General features: G+C 61.1%; 22 protein-coding genes. 15 read left to right on the top strand and 7 right to left on the bottom strand.

Translation table 11 applies throughout. The features are described 5' to 3' along the window. Nucleotides 1–42: 42 nt before the first annotated feature. The gene (locus tag MRX98_RS04175; protein WP_246903251.1) at nucleotides 43–2,526 is read left to right on the top strand and encodes a TonB-dependent receptor; all 2,484 of its coding nucleotides are present in this window, start codon (nucleotides 43–45) and stop codon (nucleotides 2,524–2,526) included. A gap of 160 nt (nucleotides 2,527–2,686) precedes the next feature. Here MRX98_RS04175 and MRX98_RS04170 read toward each other — a convergent pair whose 3' ends face one another. Then, on the bottom strand, nucleotides 2,687–2,881 hold the full coding sequence (locus MRX98_RS04170; RefSeq protein WP_246903250.1) for a hypothetical protein: 195 nt from the start codon (nucleotides 2,879–2,881) through the stop codon (nucleotides 2,687–2,689). An 862-nt stretch (nucleotides 2,882–3,743) separates the two neighbouring features. Here MRX98_RS04170 and MRX98_RS04165 point away from each other — a divergent pair. The 9 genes from MRX98_RS04165 to MRX98_RS04125 all read left to right on the top strand — a co-directional run bounded on the left by MRX98_RS04165 (nucleotide 3,744) and on the right by MRX98_RS04125 (nucleotide 11,991). Next, nucleotides 3,744–4,517 carry a GTP-binding protein gene (locus tag MRX98_RS04165; RefSeq protein WP_246903248.1) on the top strand — a complete coding sequence of 258 codons (774 nt, stop codon included), beginning with the start codon at nucleotides 3,744–3,746 and terminating at the stop codon, nucleotides 4,515–4,517. Continuing rightward, entirely contained in the window at nucleotides 4,492–5,322 is an 831-nt protein-coding gene (locus tag MRX98_RS04160; protein ID WP_246903247.1) for an ATP-binding cassette domain-containing protein, read from the top strand. The genes MRX98_RS04165 and MRX98_RS04160 overlap by 26 nt, the downstream gene beginning before the upstream one ends. Beyond that, complete coding sequence (locus tag MRX98_RS04155; RefSeq protein WP_246903245.1) at nucleotides 5,319–6,176, top strand: ABC transporter substrate-binding protein; 858 nt, start codon at nucleotides 5,319–5,321, stop codon at nucleotides 6,174–6,176. Before MRX98_RS04160 ends, MRX98_RS04155 begins: the two co-directional genes overlap by 4 nt. A 21-nt stretch (nucleotides 6,177–6,197) precedes the next feature. Continuing rightward, nucleotides 6,198–8,258: a TonB-dependent receptor gene (locus MRX98_RS04150; RefSeq protein WP_246903244.1), complete on the top strand. Its 2,061-nt coding sequence runs from the start codon at nucleotides 6,198–6,200 to the stop codon at nucleotides 8,256–8,258. Next, on the top strand, nucleotides 8,258–9,283 hold the full coding sequence (locus MRX98_RS04145; protein WP_246903242.1) for a substrate-binding domain-containing protein: 1,026 nt from the start codon (nucleotides 8,258–8,260) through the stop codon (nucleotides 9,281–9,283). Before MRX98_RS04150 ends, MRX98_RS04145 begins: the two co-directional genes overlap by 1 nt. Then, nucleotides 9,280–10,020, top strand: coding sequence for an ABC transporter permease (locus MRX98_RS04140; protein ID WP_246903240.1), 741 nt, complete (start codon nucleotides 9,280–9,282; stop codon nucleotides 10,018–10,020). The genes MRX98_RS04145 and MRX98_RS04140 overlap by 4 nt, the downstream gene beginning before the upstream one ends. Beyond that, nucleotides 10,013–10,630, top strand: a complete 618-nt coding sequence (locus MRX98_RS04135; protein ID WP_246903238.1) for an ATP-binding cassette domain-containing protein — start codon at nucleotides 10,013–10,015, stop codon at nucleotides 10,628–10,630. Before MRX98_RS04140 ends, MRX98_RS04135 begins: the two co-directional genes overlap by 8 nt. A 292-nt stretch (nucleotides 10,631–10,922) precedes the next feature. After that, nucleotides 10,923–11,375 (top strand): Fur family transcriptional regulator, encoded by a 453-nt coding sequence (locus MRX98_RS04130; RefSeq protein WP_246903237.1) that lies wholly within the window; start codon nucleotides 10,923–10,925, stop codon nucleotides 11,373–11,375. Nucleotides 11,376–11,496: 121 nt separating this feature from the next. Continuing rightward, a complete protein-coding gene (locus MRX98_RS04125; RefSeq protein ID WP_246903236.1) occupies nucleotides 11,497–11,991 on the top strand; it encodes a rubrerythrin family protein in 495 nt (164 codons plus the stop codon). A 131-nt stretch (nucleotides 11,992–12,122) separates the two neighbouring features. Here the strand turns inward: MRX98_RS04125 and MRX98_RS04120 are convergent, their stop codons facing one another. Then, nucleotides 12,123–12,869: a ZIP family metal transporter gene (locus MRX98_RS04120; RefSeq protein WP_246903235.1), complete on the bottom strand. Its 747-nt coding sequence runs from the start codon at nucleotides 12,867–12,869 to the stop codon at nucleotides 12,123–12,125. A gap of 379 nt (nucleotides 12,870–13,248) precedes the next feature. Between MRX98_RS04120 and MRX98_RS04115 the strand changes: the two genes are divergently transcribed. The 5 genes from MRX98_RS04115 to MRX98_RS04095 all read left to right on the top strand — a co-directional run bounded on the left by MRX98_RS04115 (nucleotide 13,249) and on the right by MRX98_RS04095 (nucleotide 15,845). Continuing rightward, complete coding sequence (locus MRX98_RS04115) at nucleotides 13,249–13,998, top strand: hypothetical protein (protein WP_246903234.1); 750 nt, start codon at nucleotides 13,249–13,251, stop codon at nucleotides 13,996–13,998. A 252-nt stretch (nucleotides 13,999–14,250) separates the two neighbouring features. Further along, entirely contained in the window at nucleotides 14,251–14,853 is a 603-nt protein-coding gene (locus tag MRX98_RS04110) for a methyltransferase family protein (RefSeq protein WP_246903233.1), read from the top strand. After that, entirely contained in the window at nucleotides 14,840–15,097 is a 258-nt protein-coding gene (locus MRX98_RS04105; RefSeq protein WP_246903231.1) for a type II toxin-antitoxin system RelE family toxin, read from the top strand. Before MRX98_RS04110 ends, MRX98_RS04105 begins: the two co-directional genes overlap by 14 nt. A 21-nt stretch (nucleotides 15,098–15,118) precedes the next feature. After that, nucleotides 15,119–15,307, top strand: a complete 189-nt coding sequence (locus tag MRX98_RS04100; protein ID WP_246903230.1) for a hypothetical protein — start codon at nucleotides 15,119–15,121, stop codon at nucleotides 15,305–15,307. Nucleotides 15,308–15,320: 13 nt separating this feature from the next. Further along, the gene (locus tag MRX98_RS04095; RefSeq protein ID WP_343217727.1) at nucleotides 15,321–15,845 is read left to right on the top strand and encodes a DUF3842 family protein; all 525 of its coding nucleotides are present in this window, start codon (nucleotides 15,321–15,323) and stop codon (nucleotides 15,843–15,845) included. A 315-nt stretch (nucleotides 15,846–16,160) separates the two neighbouring features. Here MRX98_RS04095 and MRX98_RS04090 read toward each other — a convergent pair whose 3' ends face one another. From MRX98_RS04090 to MRX98_RS04070, 5 genes are all read right to left on the bottom strand, one after another. After that, entirely contained in the window at nucleotides 16,161–17,159 is a 999-nt protein-coding gene (locus tag MRX98_RS04090; protein ID WP_246903226.1) for an alpha/beta hydrolase, read from the bottom strand. Nucleotides 17,160–17,254: 95 nt separating this feature from the next. Further along, a complete protein-coding gene (locus MRX98_RS04085; protein ID WP_246903224.1) occupies nucleotides 17,255–18,262 on the bottom strand; it encodes a hypothetical protein in 1,008 nt (335 codons plus the stop codon). Between the two features lie 86 nt (nucleotides 18,263–18,348). Beyond that, complete coding sequence (locus MRX98_RS04080; protein WP_246903222.1) at nucleotides 18,349–19,728, bottom strand: alpha/beta hydrolase family protein; 1,380 nt, start codon at nucleotides 19,726–19,728, stop codon at nucleotides 18,349–18,351. After that, complete coding sequence (locus MRX98_RS04075) at nucleotides 19,709–21,442, bottom strand: alpha/beta hydrolase family protein (RefSeq protein WP_246903220.1); 1,734 nt, start codon at nucleotides 21,440–21,442, stop codon at nucleotides 19,709–19,711. The genes MRX98_RS04080 and MRX98_RS04075 overlap by 20 nt, the downstream gene beginning before the upstream one ends. A 264-nt stretch (nucleotides 21,443–21,706) precedes the next feature. Further along, nucleotides 21,707–23,185, bottom strand: coding sequence for a 7TM-DISM domain-containing protein (locus tag MRX98_RS04070; RefSeq protein ID WP_246903218.1), 1,479 nt, complete (start codon nucleotides 23,183–23,185; stop codon nucleotides 21,707–21,709). Nucleotides 23,186–23,900 lie beyond the last annotated feature (715 nt).

The raw sequence follows: 23,900 nt of genomic DNA, 5'->3' as shown, positions 1-23,900 counted from the left end.
CATGGTCACTCAATGCCATCTGAAAAGGAAAGGAATCGAAACATGTACCGTACGCCCCACGCGCAGTTTTCCAACAAAACCATGCACCCCGCCTCCCGTCCGGCAGCCGTGCGCCGCACCGCTCTCGGCGCGGCGATGATGGTATTGTCGGTCTGGCTCCTGTCGATCGCCATCATGATCAGCGCCGACGCCGCCACGGCCTGGGCCCGAACCGGCGGCGCCGAGCAGAGGCATTTCCAGGTGCCGGCCGGTGACATGGCCGAAGCCCTGCATCTCGTTGCCCGACAAGCGGGCATTGTCCTCGTTTTCGATCCCGCGCTGGTGGCCGGGCGGCTGAGTCCTGCGTTGCAGGGCAGCTACGCCGTCGACGACGCCCTGGAGCGCCTGCTGGCCGGACACGATCTTGCCGTGACCGTGGCCGGTCAAGACCCCTACACCCTGCGCATCGGCAGCCGCGGAACCCGCCGCCCGGACGACAGGGCGACGGTGTCCGATGTCACGGTGACCGGCACAAGCATGGCACTGGCGGTGAACAAATATCCGGGATCGGTCACCGTGCTCGGCGAAGAGGAGTTGCGCGGCACCAGCACCGTCATCGAAGCCCTTGCGGATGTGCCGGGGGTCTCCACCGGCGGCGACAGCGGCCGCGGCATGGGGCAGCAGTTCAACATCCGCGGTTTCGGCTACCAATCCGAGGACCGGGTCATCATTTTGCAGGACGGCGTTCGTCGGTCGCCGGCGCTCTACTCCAACCAGGTCTCCTCCTTCCGTTCCGACAACGACCTGCTCAAAAGCGTGGAAATCGTGAAGGGGGCCTCGTCGGTCCACCACGGCGGCGGCGCCATCGGCGGCGTGGTGGCCATGACCACCAAGGATGCCCATGATTTCCTGGCACCGGGGCGACACCTCGGGGTCGCCGCGAAAATGCGCTACGAAACCAACAACTATCGCGAAGGCTATGTGGCCGGCGCGGTGGCACCGGCCGACGGACCTTACGAGTTCCTGTTGTACGGCAAACTCGGCCGCCACGGCGACAAGGCGCTGGCCCGCAAATATCAAACGGCCGACGGCGGGTACACGGACACGGTGGACAACAAGGAGGATCTGCGCGTAATTTTCACCAAAGGGGCCCTGCACCTGGGCGGCGGTTCGCGCATCGCGCTCTCCTATTACGATTTTCACCAGGATGCGGAGGTGACCTGGCAATCCTTGTACCACCCCGGTTACAGCACCGTCACCGGACCGGTGATCGGCACCCTGACCCAGCGCGATCTCGTGGCCACCTACAGCCTGAACCCCTACGGCTCCCGCTGGGTCAACCTGCAGGCCACGGCCTACAAAGGCTGGTCCAGTTACGACCGGGGCTGGGTATACGAGGACACCGGCGGCGTCCAACAGAAACTGGACTACGAAAACGAGGACGATCGTTGGGGTTTCCGCTTGCACAATCAAATGATCTTCGATGCCCTCGCGGCCCGCAACCGTCTGCTGCTCGGTTTCGACCACGAAAACAGGGAAGAAGACGCCTCCTACGTACGCAACGGCGTGGCGACGGTGTTCGGGTCCATGCCCAATACCTACAAGGACACCGGTCTTTTCGTACATCTCGAATCGGCTTTTTTCAACGAAGGATTGATCGTCCAGGCCGGCGGCCGCTACGACACTTTCGACCGGCGGGTCAAGGCCAACGCGGGAAAATACACCGATGAGCACTTCTCGCCGCGCATCGGTTTAGCGGTGCGTTTGTTCGAAGGGTTGCACTTGCTGGGCAACTACTCCGAATCGTTCCGCGCCCCGACGCCCCACGAAACCTCCTCGGAGGGCCCCCTCAACCGCCACTACTGGTACCTGCCCAATCCCGACCTGAAACCGGAAATCGCCCGCGAGTACGAAGCCGGACTATCCTATGCCAAGAACGGGCTGCTCGCCAACCGGGACCGGTTGATGTTCAAGGCGATGTATTTCAATGGCAAGATCAAGGACATGATCGCCTTCAAGGCCGCTCTCGACGGGCCTGACTCGCCCGAGGGAACCCCCTACGGCACCTACCGCAATGTCGACAGCGTCTCCCGGGACGGGTACGAGATGACCGCCATGTACGACGCTCCACGCTGGGGCGCGCGGCTCAGCTACTCCCATCTGGACCAGGTCGACGACGCCACCAAGGAGAAAACCCCCCAGGGCTTCGCGGACAAAGCCACTCTGGGCGCCTATGTCCGTCCGCTGCACACCTTGCGGGTGGGGGCCTCCGTCACCCACTGGTTCAAGCCCGACCAGAACCCCGAGACCGTCGTCAGCGGCGGCACCACCTACTGGCGCGTGCGGGAGAGCTTCACCCAGGCCAATGTCGCCGCCACATGGACGCCGGAGGTCAAGGGTCTGTCCCTTTTCGGTCGCGCTCCCGAACTGACCCTGGGTATCAACAACCTGTTCGATGATGCCTACATCAACGCCCGCGACGTGGAAACCACGACCCGCGTGGGCAAGGGGCGCAATTTCTATCTGAGTGTCGCCACCCGGTTTTAATCGGCCGGGCTGACGGCCACACAGCTGTTTTTGTGCCGTTGAGGCAACTTTCGCAGGCAGTTGATCGGCACAGGGAGGCCGTCTGATCGTCTCTGCCACTGCGCACATCCATTGCAGTGCGCGCAGTGGCTGGGACCATAAAGGCCGTCAAAACGCGCCATCATCTTTCCGGTACAGCGGCCGTACTGTTTTTGACGATGCTCGGGCGTGCGATGATCCGTGAAATCTCTTCCCGCACAGGGTTGCGGTTTTCCCGGCGGCGGCGGCAGTTGATGCGTCCGTAGCCGGCGTCCGCGTTCGATGCTGTCGCCGCCACGTTGAAAAGGGTCTTTAGTGACTCATGAAAGGGTTGCATAAGCTTCTCCTGCGGACACCGGCGGGTGGGGCGGTGATGGCATCCGCGCGGCGCTCGGCGCGGGGTTGATGCCGAAGCGGATGACAAGGGTTCCGGGGAATTGGTCCTGGTTGTTGCGGTCTGCGAACTGCGCAATTTGCGGGTCCGATGCAGCTTTCCAGGCAAAGCCGCCGCAACGCAAACCGAGAGGCCCGGTCCAGACATTGTAATTCCGCAGCACACAGCTGGCTTGTCGCAAGCAGCCGGTGCAAGGTCTCCACAGAGAGGGAGACGCTCAAACGAACAGGTGTGCCGGTATTCGTCCCTTTGCTCCGGTTGTTCAATTCTGTGGTTTCGAATGAAGAACTCATCGTTATTGCTCCTTAATCGCATAGCAGCAGATGGCTGGTGCATTGCATCTATCACCATTATGAAGAAACCGCTGTCGCGTGCTTCGGACGTCACTTCTCGTGCCCGGCACCGGAAACGCGCATGACGTGCAGGGTGTCTATGGTTAGTTTATTAAAACAAAGATAAAGGCTACAAAATTAATACGAAATTTAAAATTATGTTGTCAAGTCATTTGTTTGATATCTGAAGCGCTCGTATCCAAATAATGAGGAATTTTTGCGGTCAAACGTCAAAATGGCTTGACAAGCAACTCGGGATATGAAATTCAGTACTCGTTCGAATTTAGAAAATTAAAACTTTACAAGTAATTTCAAAATTGGCGTCTTGCGGTCTTCGGCTTACAGCAGGGTCGAAGAAAGTGAGGGCGTAACACGAAGCGCGTCAGCCGCTTCCTGTTGCGCCCTTTTTTTTATTTGTACAGCAGGCACCGCCGGTCCCGCGCCCGGTGCGCAGCATGTGGAAAGGTTTGCCCATGAAAATGATCACCGTTGCCGGAACACCTTCGTCCGGCAAAACCGCCGTCATCTCCCACTTGGCCCGGCGGCTGCTGGCCGAGGGGGTGCGGGTGGCGGCGGCCAAGTTCGATGCCCTGGCCACCGGGGATGATCGGCACTATGCCCGCCGGGTGGGCATCCCCGCCATCAAGGGCCTCGGCGATTACGTCTGCCCGGACCACTACTATGTCTCCAACCTGGAAGAGGTGTACGCCTGGGGCTTGGCGCAGTCGGCCGATGTGCTGTTCGTGGAAACGGCCGGGCTCTGCTTCCGCTGCGCGCCCCATGTCGAGGCGGTGCCCGCCGTCACGGTGATCGACAACCTGGGCGGGATGGACGCTCCCGGCAAGATGGGGCCGGCATTGAGCCTGGCGGACCTGGTGGTGGTGACCAAGGGCGACATGGTCTCCCAGGCCGAAAAGGAGGTGTTCGCTTACAACGTCCGGCAGGCGAACCCTACGGCGGCCATCATCCATTTCAACGGGCTGACCGGCACGGGGGTCGTGCTGCTCAAGCGGATCGTGGCGGGTTGGCCGCCCGTGACGGAACCGGTTCACCGGCGGCTGCGCTATTCCATGCCGGCCGCCATCTGCTCCTACTGCACCGGGGAGGTCCGCGTCGGGCAACCCTACCAATCAGGGAATGTCAAGAAGATCGCCATCGCGCCGCAGGGCGGGTCCGTTCGAACCACCGCCGCGTGCCGCGCCGCTGAGAAAGGATGCTGCCATGCACCAGATGTCGATGAGCACTGATGCCGCTGAAAGGGGGCCGGCGCCGCAGGCCGCAACGGCGCGACCGGTTGCTGCCCTGACCGTGCTGGCGGGCACTTGCAAGGACGGCAAGCCGGAGAGGGTCGCCGAACTGACCATCCGGGCCGGAGAGTGTCTTGCCGTGGTGGGCCCCACCGGGTCAGGCAAGAGCGAGTTGCTGGCGGATATCGAACAGCTTGCCCGGGGCGATACCATCAGCGGCCGGCGCATTTTGATCAACCGGGCGGCGCCGGGGGACACCCTGAACGGCGGCGGCCTGGTCGCCCGGCTGTCCCAAAGAACCGGTTTCATCATGGACGGCACCGTGGCGACCTTTCTCCGGCGTCACGCAGAGAGCAAACAACGCGCGACCGATGGGCTGGTGGAGGCGGTGCTGGCCGTTGCCAACACCCTGTGCGGTGAGCCGATTCGGCCGGAAGCCGACTTGCCCACCCTGAGCGGGGGACAGTCACGGGCGCTGATGATTGCCGATATCGCCGCTATTTCCGATGCGCCCATCGTGCTGATCGACGAGATCGAGAATGCCGGTATCCATAAATTCGAGGCGTTGAACGTGCTCAGCGCAAGCAATAAACCGATCCTCATCGCCACCCACGATCCGGTCCTGACCCTCATGACCCAGCAACGGGTGGTGATGCAAAATGGCGCAATGACCCAACTGCATGTCACCTCCGCCGACGAGATTCGCTGCCTGGCCGGTTTGCGGCGCATCGATGCGACCCTCGCGGCTTGCCGCGAAACCTTGCGCGGCGGACGAACCCTTACCAACGGAGATTGGATTCCATGACACTCTTGCACCTGTCCCTGCCGCCCAACATCGCACGGCAGGCCGGCGACGACATCCGGGCCCGCTTTGCCGATGTCATCGTCCGCGAACCGCAAACCCACGAGGAGATGTCCGATTTCTACAATGCCCGCTTCGGCGAAGCGCAAGCCACTGCCGATCTGACCGTCACCGCCTACCCGGGCGCCCTGACCCGTGCCCTCACGCACCGCAACCAACTGGCCGCTTTGCCGGCGGACCTGCCGCCCATGCGCCCGGAGCTGGCCAAGGCGGGGCTTTTGGAGTCCCATCCGTTTTTCAAGGTGATCGGGGTGGTGCCCTTGCTGCTGATACACCACCGCGACGTGGACCCGCCGCCGGTCGGGTGGGCCGATCTTTGCCGGGCGGATTTGGCCGGCGCGGTGGTCATTCCGCCCCACAGCACGCCGGCGCCGGCGCTCTGCAAATATTGGATGACCCGGTTGTGCGGGGAGGAGGGGCGGCGGGCCGCCGGACAGGTGGATCCGCAGCTGTTTCCCCAGGACATCAACAAGGCGGTGGACGAGGGGCGCTACAAGGCCGGCATGGTTTTTCCCGCCTTCGCGCGCACGTTCCGCAACGGCATGGCCCGGGCGGTCTGGCCCGAGGAGGGCGCCCTGGCCGTGCCGTTGATCGCCTTCGTGAAGCGGGGCGCCGGCCCGGATGCCGTTGCGGTCCTGCGTCATTTGCTGGCCCTGCCGTTTCAGGAGATGCTGGCGGTCCAGGGCCTCTTCGCCCCGGTACTGGGCAGTGCGCCGCTGTTCGACGAGATGAAGGCCAATGGGGGGCGGCTGCTGTGGATGGGCTGGGAGGATTACGCGTCCCTGGGAGCGCACTAATACATAATACGAGGATACGCCATGCCGAAACGTCACCTTTGGATTGTTGCGTTTGTTCTCATTGTTCTGATCCTTGCGCCGCCGGCCGCGCCGGCCGCCGACGCGCCGCCGGTAGCGTTGGACGACATCGTCGTCTCGGCCCGTGGGGTCGAGAGCCGGATTTCCGACACACCGGGCGGCATCGGGTTGGTGGACGCGGAAGATGTTCACCGGGACCAGCCCATCGGCATCGCCGATGCCCTGCGGCGCATACCCGGGGTCACCATCTCCCCGGACAGTCCCTGGGGCGCGGAGGTCAATATCCGCGGGTTGGGGCGGGGCCGGGTGGTATTTCTCATCGACGGCTGCCGGGTCAACACCGCCACCGATCTCAACGCCCAGTTCGGGCTGATCGATCCGGCGGAGATCGAGCGCATCGAGGTGCTCAAAGGGCCGGTCAGCGCGCTATACGGCTCCGGCGCCATCGGCGGCGTGGTCAATGTGATCACCCGCAAGGGGCGCTTCAGCGACACCACCGAGGCGGGCGGCACCGTCACTTCCGTTTACAAGAGCAACCCCGACGGGTTCGGCACCCATGCCGGATTGATGCTCAACAACCCGCGTTTCTGGGTGTACGGATCGGGCAACCTGCGCGATTACGACAGTTACAAGGACGGCACCGGCACGGTGATTCCCAACAGCCGGTTCAAGGATTACGGCGGGGCGCTGAAGGCCGGTTTCAAATGGAACCCCTTGAACCACACGCAGATCCAGTACCAGCACCATGAGGGCGCCGAAATCGGTATTCCCGGCACGGGGGAGGCGTCCCTGCCGGCGGTGGCCGATGTGACCTACCCGCGCACGAGCCGCAAACTGATCGACCTGACCCACAGCTTTACACCCGCGCGGGGGGCCTGGGAGGGTTCGGTCGTGAATCTTTTCCACCAGGAGATCGACCGCAACGTGCGCGTGGACCGACTTCCGGCGGCCGGGCCCATTACCAGCATCCACCCCTCGGCCCATCACCGCACCCGGGGCTTCAAATGGTTCAATTCGATACGCGGCGGCGACCACCGCCTCTCCATCGGCGCGGACATCTGGCAGTGGGCCATCACCTCCGAACGCACCCGGCGCTTCGCCAACGGCACCGTCGGCATCGACCAGCCCGTGGCCGACGCCAAGCAGTTGTCGGCGGGATTGTTTCTGGAAGACCACTGGCGTCTCGGCGACACGCTGGCGCTCAATGCCGGCGGCCGGATCGATCTGATCCGGGCCGAAAGCGAGGCGCATTATGTGTGGCTGCAGCCGCCCCAGGCGGGTGCCCCCAACCCCCTCAAGCGGCCCGCCGACGAATACGAAGACACCAGCTGGGACGCCCACCTGGGCCTCACCTGGCGCTTCCTGCCCGACTGGTCCATGACCTTCCTGGGTGCCTCCAGCTACCGGGCGCCCGATTTGATGGAGCGGTTCAAGTACATCCACCTGGGCAGCTACGAAGTGTACGGCTCGCCGGACCTGGACCCCGAGCGCTCCCTCTTTTTCGAGTACGGGCTCCACTACATCCGGCCGCGCCTGGTAATGGGCCTCGGCGCCTTCTGGAACCGGGTGGACGACCTGATCGTGGAGCTTCCGGTCGCCGCCGATCGGCGTGAAATGGCCAATGTGGCCGAGGCCCGCATTTACGGGGCCGAAGCGTCCGTCCAGTGGCGTTTCATGCCGCTCTGGAGCGCCTATGCCACCGCGGCCTACACCGTGGGCCGCAACCGCACCGAGGACCGGGATCTGGCCGACATTCCGCCCCTCAACGGCGTGGCCGGTATCCGCCGTGATGCCGCCATCGGTCTCAATGGGCACTTGGAAATGGCCTGGGCCTCCCGTCAATCCAAGGTGGGGCCCGCCGAGCACGAAACGCCCGGATGGCAAACCCTCAACGCCGGGCTCGCCTACCGTTTCCAGTGGGCCGGCACGGTGCAGGAGCTGGGTCTGGCGGCCCACAACCTGCTGGACGCCACCTATCGGGAGCACCTTTCCACCGGGCGCAAACCCGCCCTGTTGAACGCGCCGGGCCGCAGTGTCCTGGCAACCTGGAGAATGACCTTCTGATGGCCATGGGCCGCAACTTGCGACGATGGGTGGGGGCGGCCGGGGTGCTGGCGTTCGTCGGCCTGGCGCTCTTCGGCGCCAGGCACCTGCGGGACGAGAGCGACGGGCACACAATGGTGTACGGCCGCGATCCGGCGCTGCCCACCTTGACCTTTTACACCACCGGGTTCGCCACAACGCCCCAGTTGCCCTTCTGGGAGGCGCTGGGCAGCGGCGATATCCTCGAATACTGCAACATCCGTGTCGTTTTGTGGAAAAACCTGGATGACCTGCGGGGGGTGCTGCTGGCCGGCAAGGGCGACCTTTGGCTGGGACACACCGAAGGGTTCGCCCAGGCCCATGCCGCCGGCGCGCCGGTCACCTTGCTTTTGATCAGCGGGTGGCGCAAGTTTCACATCGTCACCCGGGATCCCGCCCTTCAGGACATCGATGATCTGGCCGGCCGGGACCTGCCCTTCGCACCGGCCGATTCTCCGGCGGTGTTCGTCTTGACCGCCCTGGGGGATGCCGGAGCCATGTCCATCCGCTTTCAACCCCACGAGCCCCGGCAACTGGCCTTGCTGCTGCACAGCGGGCGGGTCGATACGGCCCTGGTGCCCGAGCCCCTGGCCAGCACCCTGCTGTCCAGGGACGCAAGCCTGCGGGTGGCCGGCAGCGTTGAACAGTGGTACGGCCGCCGCACCGGCGGTCCCGCACGGATGCCCATCGCCGGCATGGCCGTCCACCGGGAAACCGCCCGACGCCACCCGGAGCTCATCGCCCACCTGGTGGCCGCCATGGCGGCTGCCGCGCAGCGGCTGCAGGCCGATCCGCAGGTGGGCGTCGCCGCGCTGCCGCCGGCTTTTGAAGCCTACATCCCCCGGGAGATCGTTACGCGTTCCCTGGAAAGGGACCCGGTGCTGCTCCAACCGGCCGCGGCCGTGGCCGACGAAATCGACGGCTACTTGCGCATGCTCATGCCGGAACTCATGGCCTCTGCGCGCAGTCCGATGGCGGATCCGGCTTTTTTGTGGAGTCCCCCGTGATCGCTTTCGGCTTCTCCGCCGCCGTGCTGGCAACGATCTGGACCCTGCTGACGCTGCTTTACGGCGCCCACCTGGTGCCTTCACCGTTGGCCACCTTGGGCTGTTTGGTCGGCATGGTCCGGGAGCCCGCCATGTGGGGGCATGTGGCCATCACCCTGTTCCGTGGGCTGTTCGCCGTGGCCTTGACCCTGGTGATGGCGCTGGTCACCGGCCTGGCGGCGGGGCTCTCCCACCGCACCATGTCTCTGATATCGCCGTTGGTGGCCGCCCTGCAGGCCACGCCCCCCATCCTGTGGGTCACCCTTTTGATGGTCTGGGTGGGCACCGGCAGCGCCGTGCCCGTGCTGGTAGTGATCGCTTCCCTTTATCCGCCGCTGTTCTTGAATGTGGCCCAGGGCACTGCCGCCTTGGACCACCGGCTGTTCGCAATGGCGCGGGTTTACCGCGTACCGCCCTTGCGTGTGCTAAAGGATCTTCTGCTGCCCGGCATCCATTCGCATCTGCTGGGCGGGCTTTCCCACGTGCTGGCCAGTTGCTGGAAAGTCACGGCGGTGGCGGAGTTCCTGGCCAGCGGCCAAGGCATTGGTGCGCGCATCTATTGGGCCTACCGCATGCTGGAAATGGAACAATTGTTTGCCTGGGCTGTCGTTCTGGTGAGCATCGGCATGTGCATCGAATTCGGCCTGATCCGCCCATTGCGGCGTGCCGCCGAAGCGGGGAGGGCGACCAGTGCTTGAGCTGCGCCGCGTATCCAAAAGCATCCGGGGCCGACCGGTGCTGCGGGACTTGACCCTGCGGCTGGCCAAGGGGGATATGGTCTGCCTGACCGGTCCTTCGGGCATCGGTAAGACCACGTTGCTGGAGATCGCAGCAGGCATTCGCGCTCCGGACATCGGCACCTGCGTTCGGGGACCGGGCCGCATCGGCTGCGCCTTGCAGGACGCTCCGCTGCTGCCCTGGCGCACCGCCCTGGAAAACATGGACTTCATGCTTGCCGCCGCCGTGCCGTCGGCAACGCGCAGCGAGTTGGCCCGGACCTGGCTGGAGAACCTGGGGCTGGCGGACGCCGCCGCATACAAGCCCCACGCGATGAGCGGCGGCATGCGGCGCCGGCTCGCCATCGCCGCCGCCCTGGCCGTCGGCCCCGACCTGCTGCTGCTGGACGAACCCTTTTCCTTCCTGGATGACCACTGGCAGCGCGTGGTGGCGCAACTGGTGCACCGCCTCAACCAATCCCGCGGCACCACGGTGCTAATGGTCAGCCACCAGTTCGAGCCGCTGCGTCACCTCGGCGCAGCCATGGTCGCCATGGACCCGTCGCCGGATGGCGTCACCCTGTATACGTAAAAGAACTGCCCCTCCTTTGCCCATTCCGTAGAGCAGGTTACCTGTTCGGAACAGCACTTACATTACCCGCTTGCACCAGCATCCATGCGCCGCAAGAATTGCAAGGCGGCGGCAGGCTTTACGGGGTTCTCATCGCCTTGGGAGACTTACGGACCAAGGCGCCGTGACGTATGATTTTTTGCTTGACGGGGGGTATGGTCCTTTGTTATTAATAATCATTATCTAAAAATAATAATAGTTCTATCGTAGCGATTGAATGATTTGAAGATGCCATTGGAAAGGATGATCGCGAGTGAATGTGCATTCCAACTCCCCGCGCGTCGAGGATATCCTGCAAAGATTGAGGCGGGCCGGGCACCGGATAACGCCCCAGCGGCTTGCCATTCTGCGTGCCTTTGCCGACAGTCACAGCCACCCCAGCGTGGATATGGTCTACGCGGCGGTCAAACCCAACTTTCCCACCACCAGCCTGGCCACGGTCTACAAGACCGTGGTATTGCTCAAGGAGCTGGGTGAGGTGATGGAGATCGGATTCGGCGAGGGTGGCAACCGCTACGACGTGCGGGTGCCGACGCCCCATCCCCATTTGGTGTGCACCCGATGCCGGCGCATCCTGGACGCGGAGTTGGACGCCCTCGATCACCTGACTGAAACCTTGGCGCAATCCACCGGCTTTCGCATTCTGAGCCACCGGGTGGACTTCTACGGCATCTGTCCGGAATGCCGCAGAAAGGCCGCCCACTGAAGCGTGTTTTAAGCCGGTGCAGCCCCCGCGGGGGGTTGCGTCGGCCTTGACCATAGGCGCCTGAATAACCGACAGGCGTCGTTGAAGCACCCCAACCAAAACAACACAAAGGAGCAATGCAATGAGTCAGACCGAGAAGTACCTGAAGGAAGCCTTTGCCGGCGAATCCCAAGCCAACCGCAAATACCTGGCCTTTGCCGAAAAAGCCGACCAGGAAGGCTACCGCCAGGTCGCCAAGCTGTTCCGGGCCGCCGCCGCCGCCGAAACCATTCATGCGCATGCCCACCTGCGGGCCCTCGATGGTATTAAATCCACGGCCGAGAACCTCAAGGAAGCCGTGGAAGGCGAAACCTACGAATTCAAGTCCATGTACCCCCCGATGATCGCCGCCGCCGAAGCGGAAGGCAACACCGCCGCGGTCAGGACCTTCACCTACGCCAACGAGGTGGAGAAGGTCCACGCCGCGCTCTACAACAAGGCGATGGAGAAGATGGGGGATCTGGCACAGACCGATATCCACGTCTGCCGCGTCTGCGGCTACACCGTGGAGGGCGAAGCCCCGGATGAATGCCCGGTCTGCAAATCGAAGAAGCAGGCCTTCTTCAAAGTGGACTAACGATTTATTCTGCTCAAAATTCCTGCGACATGCCCGGCGGGGTTCCGAACGCTATTCCCGCCGGGCCTTCTTACCGGATTTCGAAATCGCATCTTTGATCCCCGGCGCCCCCTGCCGGAGACATCGCAATTTTACAGCAGTGCGAAGGCCAGCAAAATTCCGCTGATCAGGCCGGCATTGGCCAGGTGGCTGTTCATCTCGTTGGATTGCGGGACCAATTCGTCGTTGACGATATAGACCATGGCGCCGGCGGCAAAGGCCATGGCGCCGCCCACCATCGCCGGTGCGGCCTGCATCACCAAAAGCCCGATGGCCGTGCCGATAGGGGTCACCAGGCCGGCCAATAGGGTGAAGAGCAGTACCTTGCCCATGGGCATGCCGCCGGCGCGCAGGGGACCGGACATGGCCAGGCCCTCCGGGATGTTGTGCAGGCCGATGGCCACCGCGATCAAAAGGCCCACATCCGGGCTGGCTTCCAGGCCCGCGCCGATGGCCAGCCCCTCGGGCAGGTTGTGCATGGCGATGCCGAACAGCACCAGGTAGCCGGTGCGCAGGATGGGCGATTGCTGCCGGCCCATCTTCTTCGGGTTCTCCACCACCAGGTCGTCACCCGTGGACATGTGAGAATGGGGCAGCACCCGGTCCAGGCCGTACATCATGGCGGCCCCCAGCACAAAGCCAGTGAGCGCCGTGCCAAGCGACCCGAACGCCACCGCTTCGGGTAGCAGTTCGAAAACCGAAATGCCCAGCATGATTCCACCCGCGAATCCGAGCAGTCCTGCCAGGGTCCTCTTGCCCGGTTCTCCTATCAAGAAGAGCAGCAAAGCGCCGACAACGGTGCTGGTTCCTGCCAGAAAACTGTACAACAGTGCTTCCATTCGGCATCCCTCTTCTGTTGAGACCAGTGGAAGGATACGCACCTGCGCCCTGGTGTTTCGTTCTCCGATGGCTTAGCGTCGATTACAGACATAAAAACTATAGTGTGGATGCAAAGGGGTTGGCAACCTGATAATTGAACCAAAACGGATTTATACAGCGTGAAGAGCATATCCGTGGCACCTCGCCACCAGGGTGGTGGTAAATTATAATAAAAATAGAAATGCAGAATAAAGAAAGACAATTCTTGCTAAAATTGAGAATTAAATGTATGTCCATATGCGGGCAGTCCAACCGGCAGAGGGAATCCTTTTACTAAAAAGGTTCGCTATTAATTCCATTATGACCGCATTGTGCGAGGAAAAGGCTGTTGATTTGGAAATGACTTGCCGGATCGCGGACAACCCGCGGCCGGTCAGCCCGCAATCCGGTGCCGATGACCTGGCGCGCCGGATCGACATCCGGCCGGGTCTGACACTGTTTCTGGTCAGCCTGCCGCCGCGCGCCCCCTTTCGGATCGATTTCGAGACCGACCGCGTACCGTTGGAGTTCTCGTACCATGTTTCCGGCCGTGCCCGGTACACGGTGCATCACCCTGCGGGTAAAAGCGTCTTGACCGCGCAACCGCGATTCGGCATGGTTTGCGCCTTTCCGCGTTCCCACGGGACCATGGAATTCTTCGACCGCGATCCCATCCGCATGGTGGCCATTTATATGTCGCCGCAGTTCTGCCACGCGCTGCTTGCGGACCAGCCGGAAATGGAAGATCCGGTACTCCAGGCCTTTGTCCAGGGGGCTGCCTCCCATTGCCTTTGCCGGCCCTCGGAAATGTCTCCCGCGATGCGTCTCGCGGCCGGACAATTGCTGGATTGCCCCTACCAGGGGGCCACCAGGCGCTTGTTTTACGAGAGCAAGACGCTGGAACTGATGGCCCTGCAACTGTCCGGCGCCTTCAAGGGGCCGGCCGCCCCGCGGCCGGTGGCGGACCACCGGGAACGGGAGCGCATCCGCATGGCCCGAACTCTATTGCTGCGCGATCTGAGCAATCCGCCCGGAGGAAGCGTCACCGGGCTTCTCCGGCCATGGCACCGATCCAACCTCCGTATGACTTTCAATGGTCTTCTTCCTTAAGATATTCCCCCTATCATCTTCCGATCCCTCGGCCCGGAGCCGTGCATGAATGCCTGGAAGGCGATTTCGCCGGCAGTCGGAGTTCATTGGAACGGGCGTGCGAAGCATAGTTCGGTAAATGACAGAAAACGTTCGCCAGGTGTTAGACAGCCGGCGGCGCTTCCGTCATGATGCCGGCCAAGGCCAAGGCAGGACGCGGTGGGCATCCTGCCTTTTCGCTGGAAACCGGTTAGCACCCGAAAGGAGCGTGAAATGAAGAGGCCCCCCGACGCCGAGATGAGCTACCGTCCCCTGCACGATATTGCCATGGGGCCGCTCAAGGCGGCCCTGTTGAATTGCGGCATCGATCTCAAGGTTTTCGACCTGCTGACCGCCGACGCCGCCCCCGATGAGGTCGCCGGGCGGCTGGGCACCCATGCGGAGAACACCCGCCGCCTGCTCGACGCCTTGACCACCAGCGATCTGCTGGAAAAGCGCGCCGGTCTGCACCAACGGTTTTTTCGGCCCAACCCGCTGAGCGGCACGCTGAGCAGCTTTGTCTGTTTACCGGGGCCTTTTACCGTTGACGTCATAACGTCCAAACGCTATAGTGTCATCATAACGATTTTGGGAGGTGACATCATGGCAACACAAGCCAAGCGCTCTACGGTATATTTCGACCCCATTATACATAAGGCATTAAAATTAAAATCTATTGAAACATCGAAATCAATATCTGATCTCGTTAACGACGCCGTTAAGGCAGCGCTTGCGGAGGATGCTGAGGATTTAACTGCATTTGAGGAAAGGGCAAATGAGCCGCTAATCAGTTTTTCTGAAATGTTGAAAAGGCTGAAAAAAGATGCCCGGATATGAGATCTTTTTCAAGGAATCGGTTTGGAAGGAGCTCAGGAAGATCCCGAAAAGCGACCTGAAAAAAGTTCTTGCACGGGTTGAGCAACTCGGAAACGATCCACGGCCCATGGGCTGCGAAAAACTCACTGCACTAGAATTATACCGCATCCGTCAAGGGAACTATCGTATCGTATACTCGATACAGGATAATGCGCTTACGATATGGGTGGTCAAAGTCGGCAATCGGAAAGATGTATATCGGTAGCGAACCGACGCCTGTAGGCGGATGCGCGGAAGATCGCCGTACTATCTGAACATCGGCCTGGAGACCCGCCATGTCGATCTGCTGCTGTGGACCCGGAATCTCCTCGACACGCACTACAACGCCGTCGCCTTCGAGTTCCCCGGTTCCGATCCGGTCGGGCAATCGGGGGACCCCATGACCATCGGGGTGACTTGTCGGGTGCGCTTCTAGACCCTGGAAGCCCATCATCCGGGCGGCTTACGGGGGATCTCCGGCATTGATTGCCCTGGGGACCAACGCCGTTGCCACCGCCCACATGATCAAGGCCGGGGCCGACAAGGGCGCCACCGGCGAAAATGCCGTTTGCCATACCGTGGCCCGGGCCGAATGGCTGCTTGGCCCGGTGGCCGTTACTTGGGTCCATGCACTGGAGGGGGAGGTCACGCCGAAAATGGCGGCCGCCATCATCTCCAGCCCGGCCGTCAAGGTGTTGTTGCCCATGGCCCAGGAGCGGATCGGCATTGTCGGTGTGTTGGATGCCGCGCTGCCCGATCTGGTTCGGCTGCTCATCGACGGGGAGCTGAAAGTCCTTCTCGGCGGTGGCGATCCGGAGAACCGTCGGGCGTATACTTTCTACGGGGAGCCGGCCCGCCACCCTGCACGTCGTGATCACTGGACGGGGGCCTCGCAGGTCCTGGTGGAAGCGGCCGACCTGGTGACCGAGATGCGCGTCGTCAAGCATCCCCTGAAAGCGGGGTGCAGCCCTTAATGCGCATTCTTGCATGGGGGCTTTTTATTTACCGGTTAATGCCGTACCCTTGGGATGGCGCGAAGATGAATTTCGAGGCAGGCGTATCCTCTTCGCGCCATCCACCTTCGCCGCTCCGCCTTGGAACCGCTTCAGGCAGATGGGGCCTGCTCCGCCGCCGGCGAGCCTTGCGCGGGTTGCGATCGGCCCTGCGATACGTCGCCGGCCGTCCTGCGACGGCCATTGGTCCGGCGGGGGCGTCCGGCGCGCGCATGCATATTCACTCACCGGCGGCGAGCTGTTCTGCGGGCCGAACGTGGTGACAAAGACCATATTTTATTGTTCCCCTCCTCCCAGCAGGAATAACGCCATCTCCTCCCGGGCTTCCTGCCCTTCGGGCAGATCCGGGATCAGATCAAAACCGTGGAACATGTTTTCCCAGACCAGAAGCTTCACCTGCGCGCCGGCCAGGCGCAATGCCCGGCTGAGCCTGACGCAACCGCTCAAAAACAGGTCCCGGGTTCCGGTCGTGATCAGGGTCGGCGGGAAGCCTGGCCAATAGTCGGCATACACGGGCGAAAGCAGCGGATCCCCGGGATTGTCGTCCCCGGTGTAGGCCAGGGCAAAGTATTCCATCAGCCCGTCCCATTGCAGCACGGGGTCCCGGCCTTGATTGGCGAAAGGGCTGTCTCCGGTTCGGGTCAGGTCGGCGGCCGGAGAGGACAATCCCAGGGCCGCGGGCATGGGAAGACCCGCCGTATTCGCCTTGATAAGCATGGCCAAAGCCAGGTTGCCGCCGGCCGAGCCCCCAAACACGACTACATTGTGCGGGTCGTGCGAGGCTACCAGCTTTGCGTACACGGTCAGGCAGTCGTCCAGGGCCGCGGGGAAGGGATGCTCCGGGGCCAGCCGGTATTGGACGCCATACACTGGAAATTGCAGGAGGGCCGCAAGGCGCATGGCGTAGGCGTCGTCAGGGATACCCAGGGTAAAACCGCCGCCATGTAGATACAAGGCCGCTCGGCCTTTGTTTTCCGCGGCAATGGTCTTGGGCGTCAGCACGGCGACGGGTACGCCGCCTATCGTTTCCCATCGCATGGAAGACATAAGCGTTTTGCGCAAATGCTCGCGTTCCGCCTCACTTGCGGCCCGTTGCCCTTCCCGGATCGGGGACACCGTGGCCGCAGTGAGCGGACTTTCAAAAACAGGAGGCGTGCTCTGCTTCAAAAACCGTTGGGCTTGAGGACTCATGGTTTCGGTCTGATGCAGCCGTGAAGGATCCGAGGCGCAGGAAAATATCGCTGCGCAGAGCAACAGCAGGCAAATAATACGCATGGCACTTTCTTTGTTACTGCTTTTACTGCACTTTATTACTGGGTATTTCTTAAAGTTCATACGCAGATGAGTGGCCGGCCGGCCGTCACGATAATCTATTGTGCGGGAATAGTCAGCTGCAGCACACTGGGAGCCCGGACATCCTCCAGCATGGTGAAGGCCAGCATGATAAAAGAAAAAACCCGCTTGGTTCCCAAATCGCTGTCGTCGACCCAGAACCAGTGGTCGCGATATCGGACCGAGACAAATGCCTGGTCAGGCCGGGTCGAAGACGACTTCACCGCAACGGCGCCCATCCCCGCCGTCTCCGGATGCTGCGACGCTCCGGGGATGGCCCGGCCTTTTACCAGGTCCGGTTCCGGGATTTGGATCCGGGCGGCCACTGCCGCCAGCATCTGCATCAGGGAGAAAGTTTGCAAGGCGATCACATTGTCCTTCCGGACCGGGTGCCCTGCGGTCAAAACATACTCGTTCAGGGCGGGATCCAGGCCGAGTAGATCTTGCAGTTCCCGAACCAGGGCATTGGTTTCGTACGAGGAATGCCATCCGCCCAAGGCAAGGACCAGGATGGGCGGTTCGTCGGACTGCAAGCTTCGGCTGGTCACACGCACCGCGTCCAGCATCTGCAGACGGGAGATGATCTGCACAACCCGCTGGAAAGCGGATTGGACCGGGAGATGGGCGCCAGGGAGATGGGCCTCGTTGCGCAGACCGTTGATGCCGCGGACACTCATCTCGAATAGGAATTCGGCCGAGATTCCCGAATTCAGACCCAGCAAGATGTTGCGCACGGGGATGGGCGAGACCACGCCCTTGCGGAACGCTGTCCCGGTCAGGGGCCTGTAAGTGATGGTCGGCCGGTCGGTATATTTGCCCGAGATTCCCAGCTCCAGCCGGCTGGTGTCGCCGGTGCCGGACAAACCGAACATGGACCCGGAAAAACCGACATTGGCCCCGGTCTCCAGGGAATAGGCGGCCACGATGTCCCCAACATCCACGAAAAACAGCGGCTCCACATAGCGGATCTTGACGATGTTCAGCAGGAGTTGCTGTTTCCAGGACTCGGTGATGGAGGCATTGTATCCGGTGCGGTCAGCGGTCATATTCCCCGGACCAATGGACGCGCATCCTGAAAGCAAAACCAGTACGCTCAACCACAGTCCCCAAATTGCTTTCGGCATGGCCTGCTTCATTTCAATTCCTGCCGGGCAAAGACCTCATCCAGCCAGTCGAAGAGAACTTGGCCGATGAGGCTGCTGTTTTCCATGACGCAATGGTTGCTCGCTCCTTCATCGCTCGGGGTGACAACCATTTTTTTAAGTGGGTTCGGAAAATTGTCTATAGCGATCTTCTGCTGGCGTTGCACTTCCTGGCTCTTGTACTCCCCCTGGCCGACAATAATCAGGGCCGGAACCGTTATCCGTGCCGGGTCGAAGGTATTGCCCTTGTTTGCGTCAATCAGCTTGGCGGGCCGGTCCATGGGCACACCGTAGCGCCAGCAGATGGATCTGACCACGCCGTCATGGAACGAAGACCAGGCTGAGCGCTGCTCCGGCGTTTCCAGGGCCGCGGGCATGGTAGCGAACAGGGCGTGGGCGTCCACCACGGCCGAATTCATGGCAATGGCTTTGATGCCCGAATGGTGCATGGCCGCCTGGGGCACGAAAAGCCCGCCGCCGCTGATGCCGTAAGCTGCCAGTTTTTGGTGATCTACGTCCGGCTTTGCGACAAGGAAGTCAACCACAGCCTTCATGGCGAAATGGGTGTCCGTACGGAATACCATGCCCTCCAGCGGAAGCATGCCCTGACCGGGTAAATCAACAGTCGCGAAGTTGTAGCCCCGGGCGTGGGCCTGGGGAGCGATGTAGAAAAAAAGATCCTCGGCAAAGGTTTCGCCCCCGCCGATCATCAGCAGGGTTTTGGTAGGCTCGGGGCCGGGCGCGGCTTTCCAAAAATACCCGGGGAGAACGGAACCCTCGAAGGGAACTTCGAAATATTCCACCGGCGGATCAAAAAAAGCACCGGCTTTCCGGAACAGCTCCCGCAGCTTGTTTCCCCGATCTATAAAGGCCGGGTTGTCCGGCAGCATGGAAATCAGGGAGAAGCGATAAGAATATGCGGCCCGCAGGAGCTGATCCCTGGCACTTACAGTGTGCCCCGCGGCCAGGGACTTCTCTCCCCGGGCCTGGACCCGCTTGGCCAGCTCGGACCATTCCCGCTGCCAACTCGCGGCGTCGCCGTCTTCAATGTGCGAGGCCGCGTAAAAGGCCTCGCCGATTTCCACGCCGCCGTTTACCGCCGAGCCCAGTACAATATTGCCGAAGTGGAAATCCATGTCCCCGTCCTGGAAAAAGTAGTTGAAGGCCGTGGCATGCATGTCCGAGACGTCAAGCGACTGATCGGAGGCGGCGGCAATTCCGGCCCACGCCTGAAAAACAGTTACCGCCAGAAGACTAATTAGCGCTTTGCCCATACGAAATCCCAAGGTTTTCATGACCGAATCTCCATTTAAAGGGTTGATTTGTATATGCTGATATTTCGTATGGCTGTCACGGCCTTGCCCGTTCATCCAGCCAGTTCAGAATGCGTTCGCTGGAAACCACGGGCGCACCGAGCTGGCAATGAAACTGTCCGCCCTGGGAGGCATCGAATTCCAGGTAGGTCTTTTGTCCCTCGAGGGCCTGGAAAACCTTCTTGGCCTGGGCATTGGACCCCGCCACCTGGTCTTGACTGGAATTGACCACCAGCATTTCGGTCTGGATCTCACCGATGACGTCTTCCAGGGTATAGGCTTGCAGCTTGGTAAATAGCTCGCAGGGGGTTTCCGCCTGGAACGTCCACAGCATCTGGGTGATGAACTGGCGCACATCCGGGCGGTTATCCATTTCCTGAAGCACCATAGCGTCTATTTCTGCCGAACACTTGCCGGATGCCACGGCCTGGCGCACCTCGTCGGGGAACTTGGTCATGGTTCCGTCAAACACGCTGTATACACCGCCGTCCACAATGCCCCAGTGAATCCGCTTTTCAAAGGCCAAAGCCCGCGGCACGAGATATCCGCCCATGGAATAGCCCAGCAGGGCGACGCGCTGGGGATCCACATCCGGCCGGCTCAGGGCATAGTCCACCACCGGCGTGACCACCTGTTCCCAGTCATGGCGGAAGGGCAGCCTCTGCGCGCTGATCATCTCCCCTTGGCCCGGGCCTTCGAAAATGAGGCAGTTGTATCCGCGTTGCACGCTCAAAGCGCCCAGGATGAAATAGAGATCCTCGGCCGTGGCGTCGAGACCGGTCTGGATCAGTAAAAGCGGCCTTCTCTTGGCGCTGTTGTCCGGGCTGAGGAAATACCCGGGCAGGGTTGTCCGTTCATAGGGAATGCGTACGGGTTCGATCAGCCCGCCCGAAAGCTCGGCAGCCTTGAGAAAAGTATCCCGGCCGTTTTGCCAGGCGAGTCGGCCGCGGGGGTCCTTGTCGTACATATAGATGGCCGCGGCGCGGAAATAGTTGGAGGCTCGGAAATAGGCCTGCCTGGCGGCGAGGTCGTGGCCGGTTGCGGCAAATTCATTCCCAGTGGCCCGCACCTTCACGGCCATGGCGTGCCAGGCCTGGTACCAGCTTTCCGGGTCATAATCCGTCACCTGGCCGGTGATGGTCAGCAGTTCGCCCAGATCGGCCCCGCCCGTTGCGATCAGGCCGAATCGCCACAGGCTTTGAAAGACGAAGGCGGTGTCGTTGAACAGGAACTTGCTCATGGCCCGCTGGGATATGTCACGTGGGCTGCTGCCGGTCTTTCCGCGGTAGTTGTCCCAATGTTCCACCTTACCGCTGATGTAGACATGCCCATCGAGGGGGAAATGGGTGTGGATGAAAACCCATTGCTTGTCCACGGCGGTCAGGTTTGCCAGGGCGTCGGCAATGGCCGTCATCATCCCGGCCACATCCTGATCCGTGAAAAATCCCGGAACATACAAATCCACGAAAAGGGGCTTGTCCGTGACCGGTTCGCCCATGCAGTGAATGGCGTCAAAGGTCTGCCAGTAGTAGGTGATGAACCGCTCTTCGATGCCCGTGGCAGCAGTCACCTCCCGGCTGAGCCGGGCCAGGACCTTTGGCACATCCAGGTCTGAACGGGCATAAGTGATCCGGACCATGGGGTCGGCCGGGTCAATGCCGCCGGCGGCCCATACCGTGCCTTGACCCGACAGCGACTGCAAAAACAGACACAGACCAAAAACCAAAAACCAAAACCGCAGTGCAGACGATCTTTCGATAATAAAGCGCATGCAACCTCCCCTGTTGTGAGCACGACCATTTCATGGATTGCCGCCATCATAAGGTCCCGGAGAGGTTGCCGATGTCAAGAAAATACCACGTGAATTCCCGTGATTTTTCCTGCAACACTTCGGAAAAACAAGGAATTCAAATTGGAAAACCGGAGCGGCCAGGGCAAGCGACAGGGACTGGATGGCGCTGAAAAGGGAAAGCTGTAAGGATGTTGATGAAGGGATTTACGGCCCTGCGTGCTCGCAAATTTTGTCCGTTGGACGCTATGCGAGGGTCTTCAACTCGCTAAGACATTGCACCAGTTCGGACCTCGCGGGCAGGTTCGCGTCGTCGCACGCGACCAGGACGAATTCCGCGGTGGCATGAATTTTCAGCCACCGCGGATGACGCGGCAGAGCATCCTCGCTGAGGTATTTATCCAGGGTCTGGGTCCGGCAATAGCCGTCCTTTTCCACATACACGTTCCACAAGCCGGACTGTTTGGCCAGCTCTGCTTTGCCGGTCTGTGTGCATACCATCCAGCAATCCACGGCCAGATTCATGACCCGCACGGCCAGCAGCCGTCTGTCCGGCGGCGGCATGGCCCCTTGGCGGGCAGGATCGAGCGATTCTTGCATTGCATGCATTTGCGAAAGGTGCCGGCTGGCGGTTTCCAGTTCGGCCGAAAGCCGCGCTATCCGCTCGCGGTCCCGTGAATACCGCGAAGACATGAATAACGAGTAGCAACAGATAAAGATAAACACACCCAGCGGGGCCAGATCCGTGGAACCGACCAGATCCAAATCGAACAAAATGTCGTCGAGCTCCGCCGCTCCCAGGGCCAGATAGCCGGGGATGAGTAGAAGCACGCCCCGCTGTCTGTTCACTACATCGAGGATAAAGGCGCCGATCAGATACACGAACACCGTTCTGGTGATGAGGAAATACAAGAAGGGTACGGTGTCGTAGGCATTCGGCGGCGAGGCCAAAATGTATGCCATGAAGGCCGTTCCCAAAGACAAGTACCCGATGTTGACCCATTGTCCATATCGCTTGGGGAACAGCTCGTGGTAGAATAGGGTCATCAGGGGGATGGTCAACCCAAAGGGCAGCAGCGAGAAGGTCACGCCCCAGTTCCAGGGCAACGCAAGAAAATGGGGCAACAAGAAGGCGTAGGACGGGCTGAAAGCGATGGCCCCGGTCCACATCAGGCAAAACAAGCCGAAAAACAAGTTGGCCCGTTCACGGCGGTGCAGAATGAACAATGTCAGGTGGTACACGGCCAGCGCCAGCAGGCACCCACAGATAAGGGCGCCAAGAATCCAGCGCGTGTGGATCAAATGCTTGATCTGCGCCTCCGTGCCCAAAAGGATGCTATTGTTCAGGCCGCCCTGCAGGTTATGATGGTTGGAAACCTGCAAAACGATCTCCACAACCTCCCCGGTGGGCACGAACCATGGTGTGGCCATATGGGCCATGGGCTGCTCCGATTCGGCGTCTTCCCCTGGCCTGCCGGTTTCATCGACCAAAAGGCCGTCCACCCAGATGCGGCAGGCCGACAGGGGGGCGGAAACCAACAGGGACATGCGATCCGGGTCCGAGTCCGGGTCAAGACGGATTCGCAATCGGTAGACCCCGTAGCCATAAGGCGAAAGGAGCACGCCGGCTTGCGTTTCTCCTTGCCACAGCCCGGGCAGGGTCAGGAAATCGCGGGCCGGGAATTGTTCGCCCCACCGGGGCGCTTTGGGATCATAAACCGCCATCCAGGCGAACTCCCACTGTCCGCGCAGGGCAACCGGGCCTTGCTCAACAAAATCCCATTCGGCAAGGTCCAGCCAACCATGGTGCGCATTTGGGGCATTTTGCCGCGAGGAGCAGCCAACGCCAAAAAGGACCATTACCAACACGACCAACAGTACCCACAGAGACGTCCAAGAATTCATCAGTTCCAGACCTCAAATGTACTATGCGCATCCATTATCAGCTAAATCGCCTCTCTTCTATTGCCAGAACATAAGCGACTTGGAAAGTTATAATTGGATGGACGTCTATTATTCTCCAGCGCGACAACGAAAATAATCGTTGACATGCCCTGCGGGTAATGGCAGTAAATGGCCGACGAGTTAGAATATCAAAATAAAAAAAGAATTCTCAAAGCGAAGTTAAAGCAGAACCTATAGAGATTCATCCATCAAGGAACCGCATGATGCGCGCCGATTCCATCGGCGTTGCGCTTCATGGCTTTTTTTCGGTCTTCCCGCCATGATGCAGGCGCCATGCAAATCGATCCGGACAACCGGCGGAGTGAGAGGATTATGGGACATGCGGCCCTTTGCTGCCGGAAAAGGGTGCACTCAAGGGTGCTGCCGCATAACGTTGAGTATCGTTTCGCGGCTTGACCGCTGAAACGGCTGTTGGCGAATAATCACTGTTTTTATTCAAAAAATCAACGACGCCCTTCACCGGCTTCGTGCCCTA

The organism is Desulfatitalea alkaliphila, assembly GCF_022968795.1.
Classification (GTDB): domain Bacteria; phylum Desulfobacterota; class Desulfobacteria; order Desulfobacterales; family Desulfosarcinaceae; genus Desulfatitalea; species Desulfatitalea alkaliphila.
This window is presented reverse-complemented; position numbering and strand designations above follow the sequence as displayed.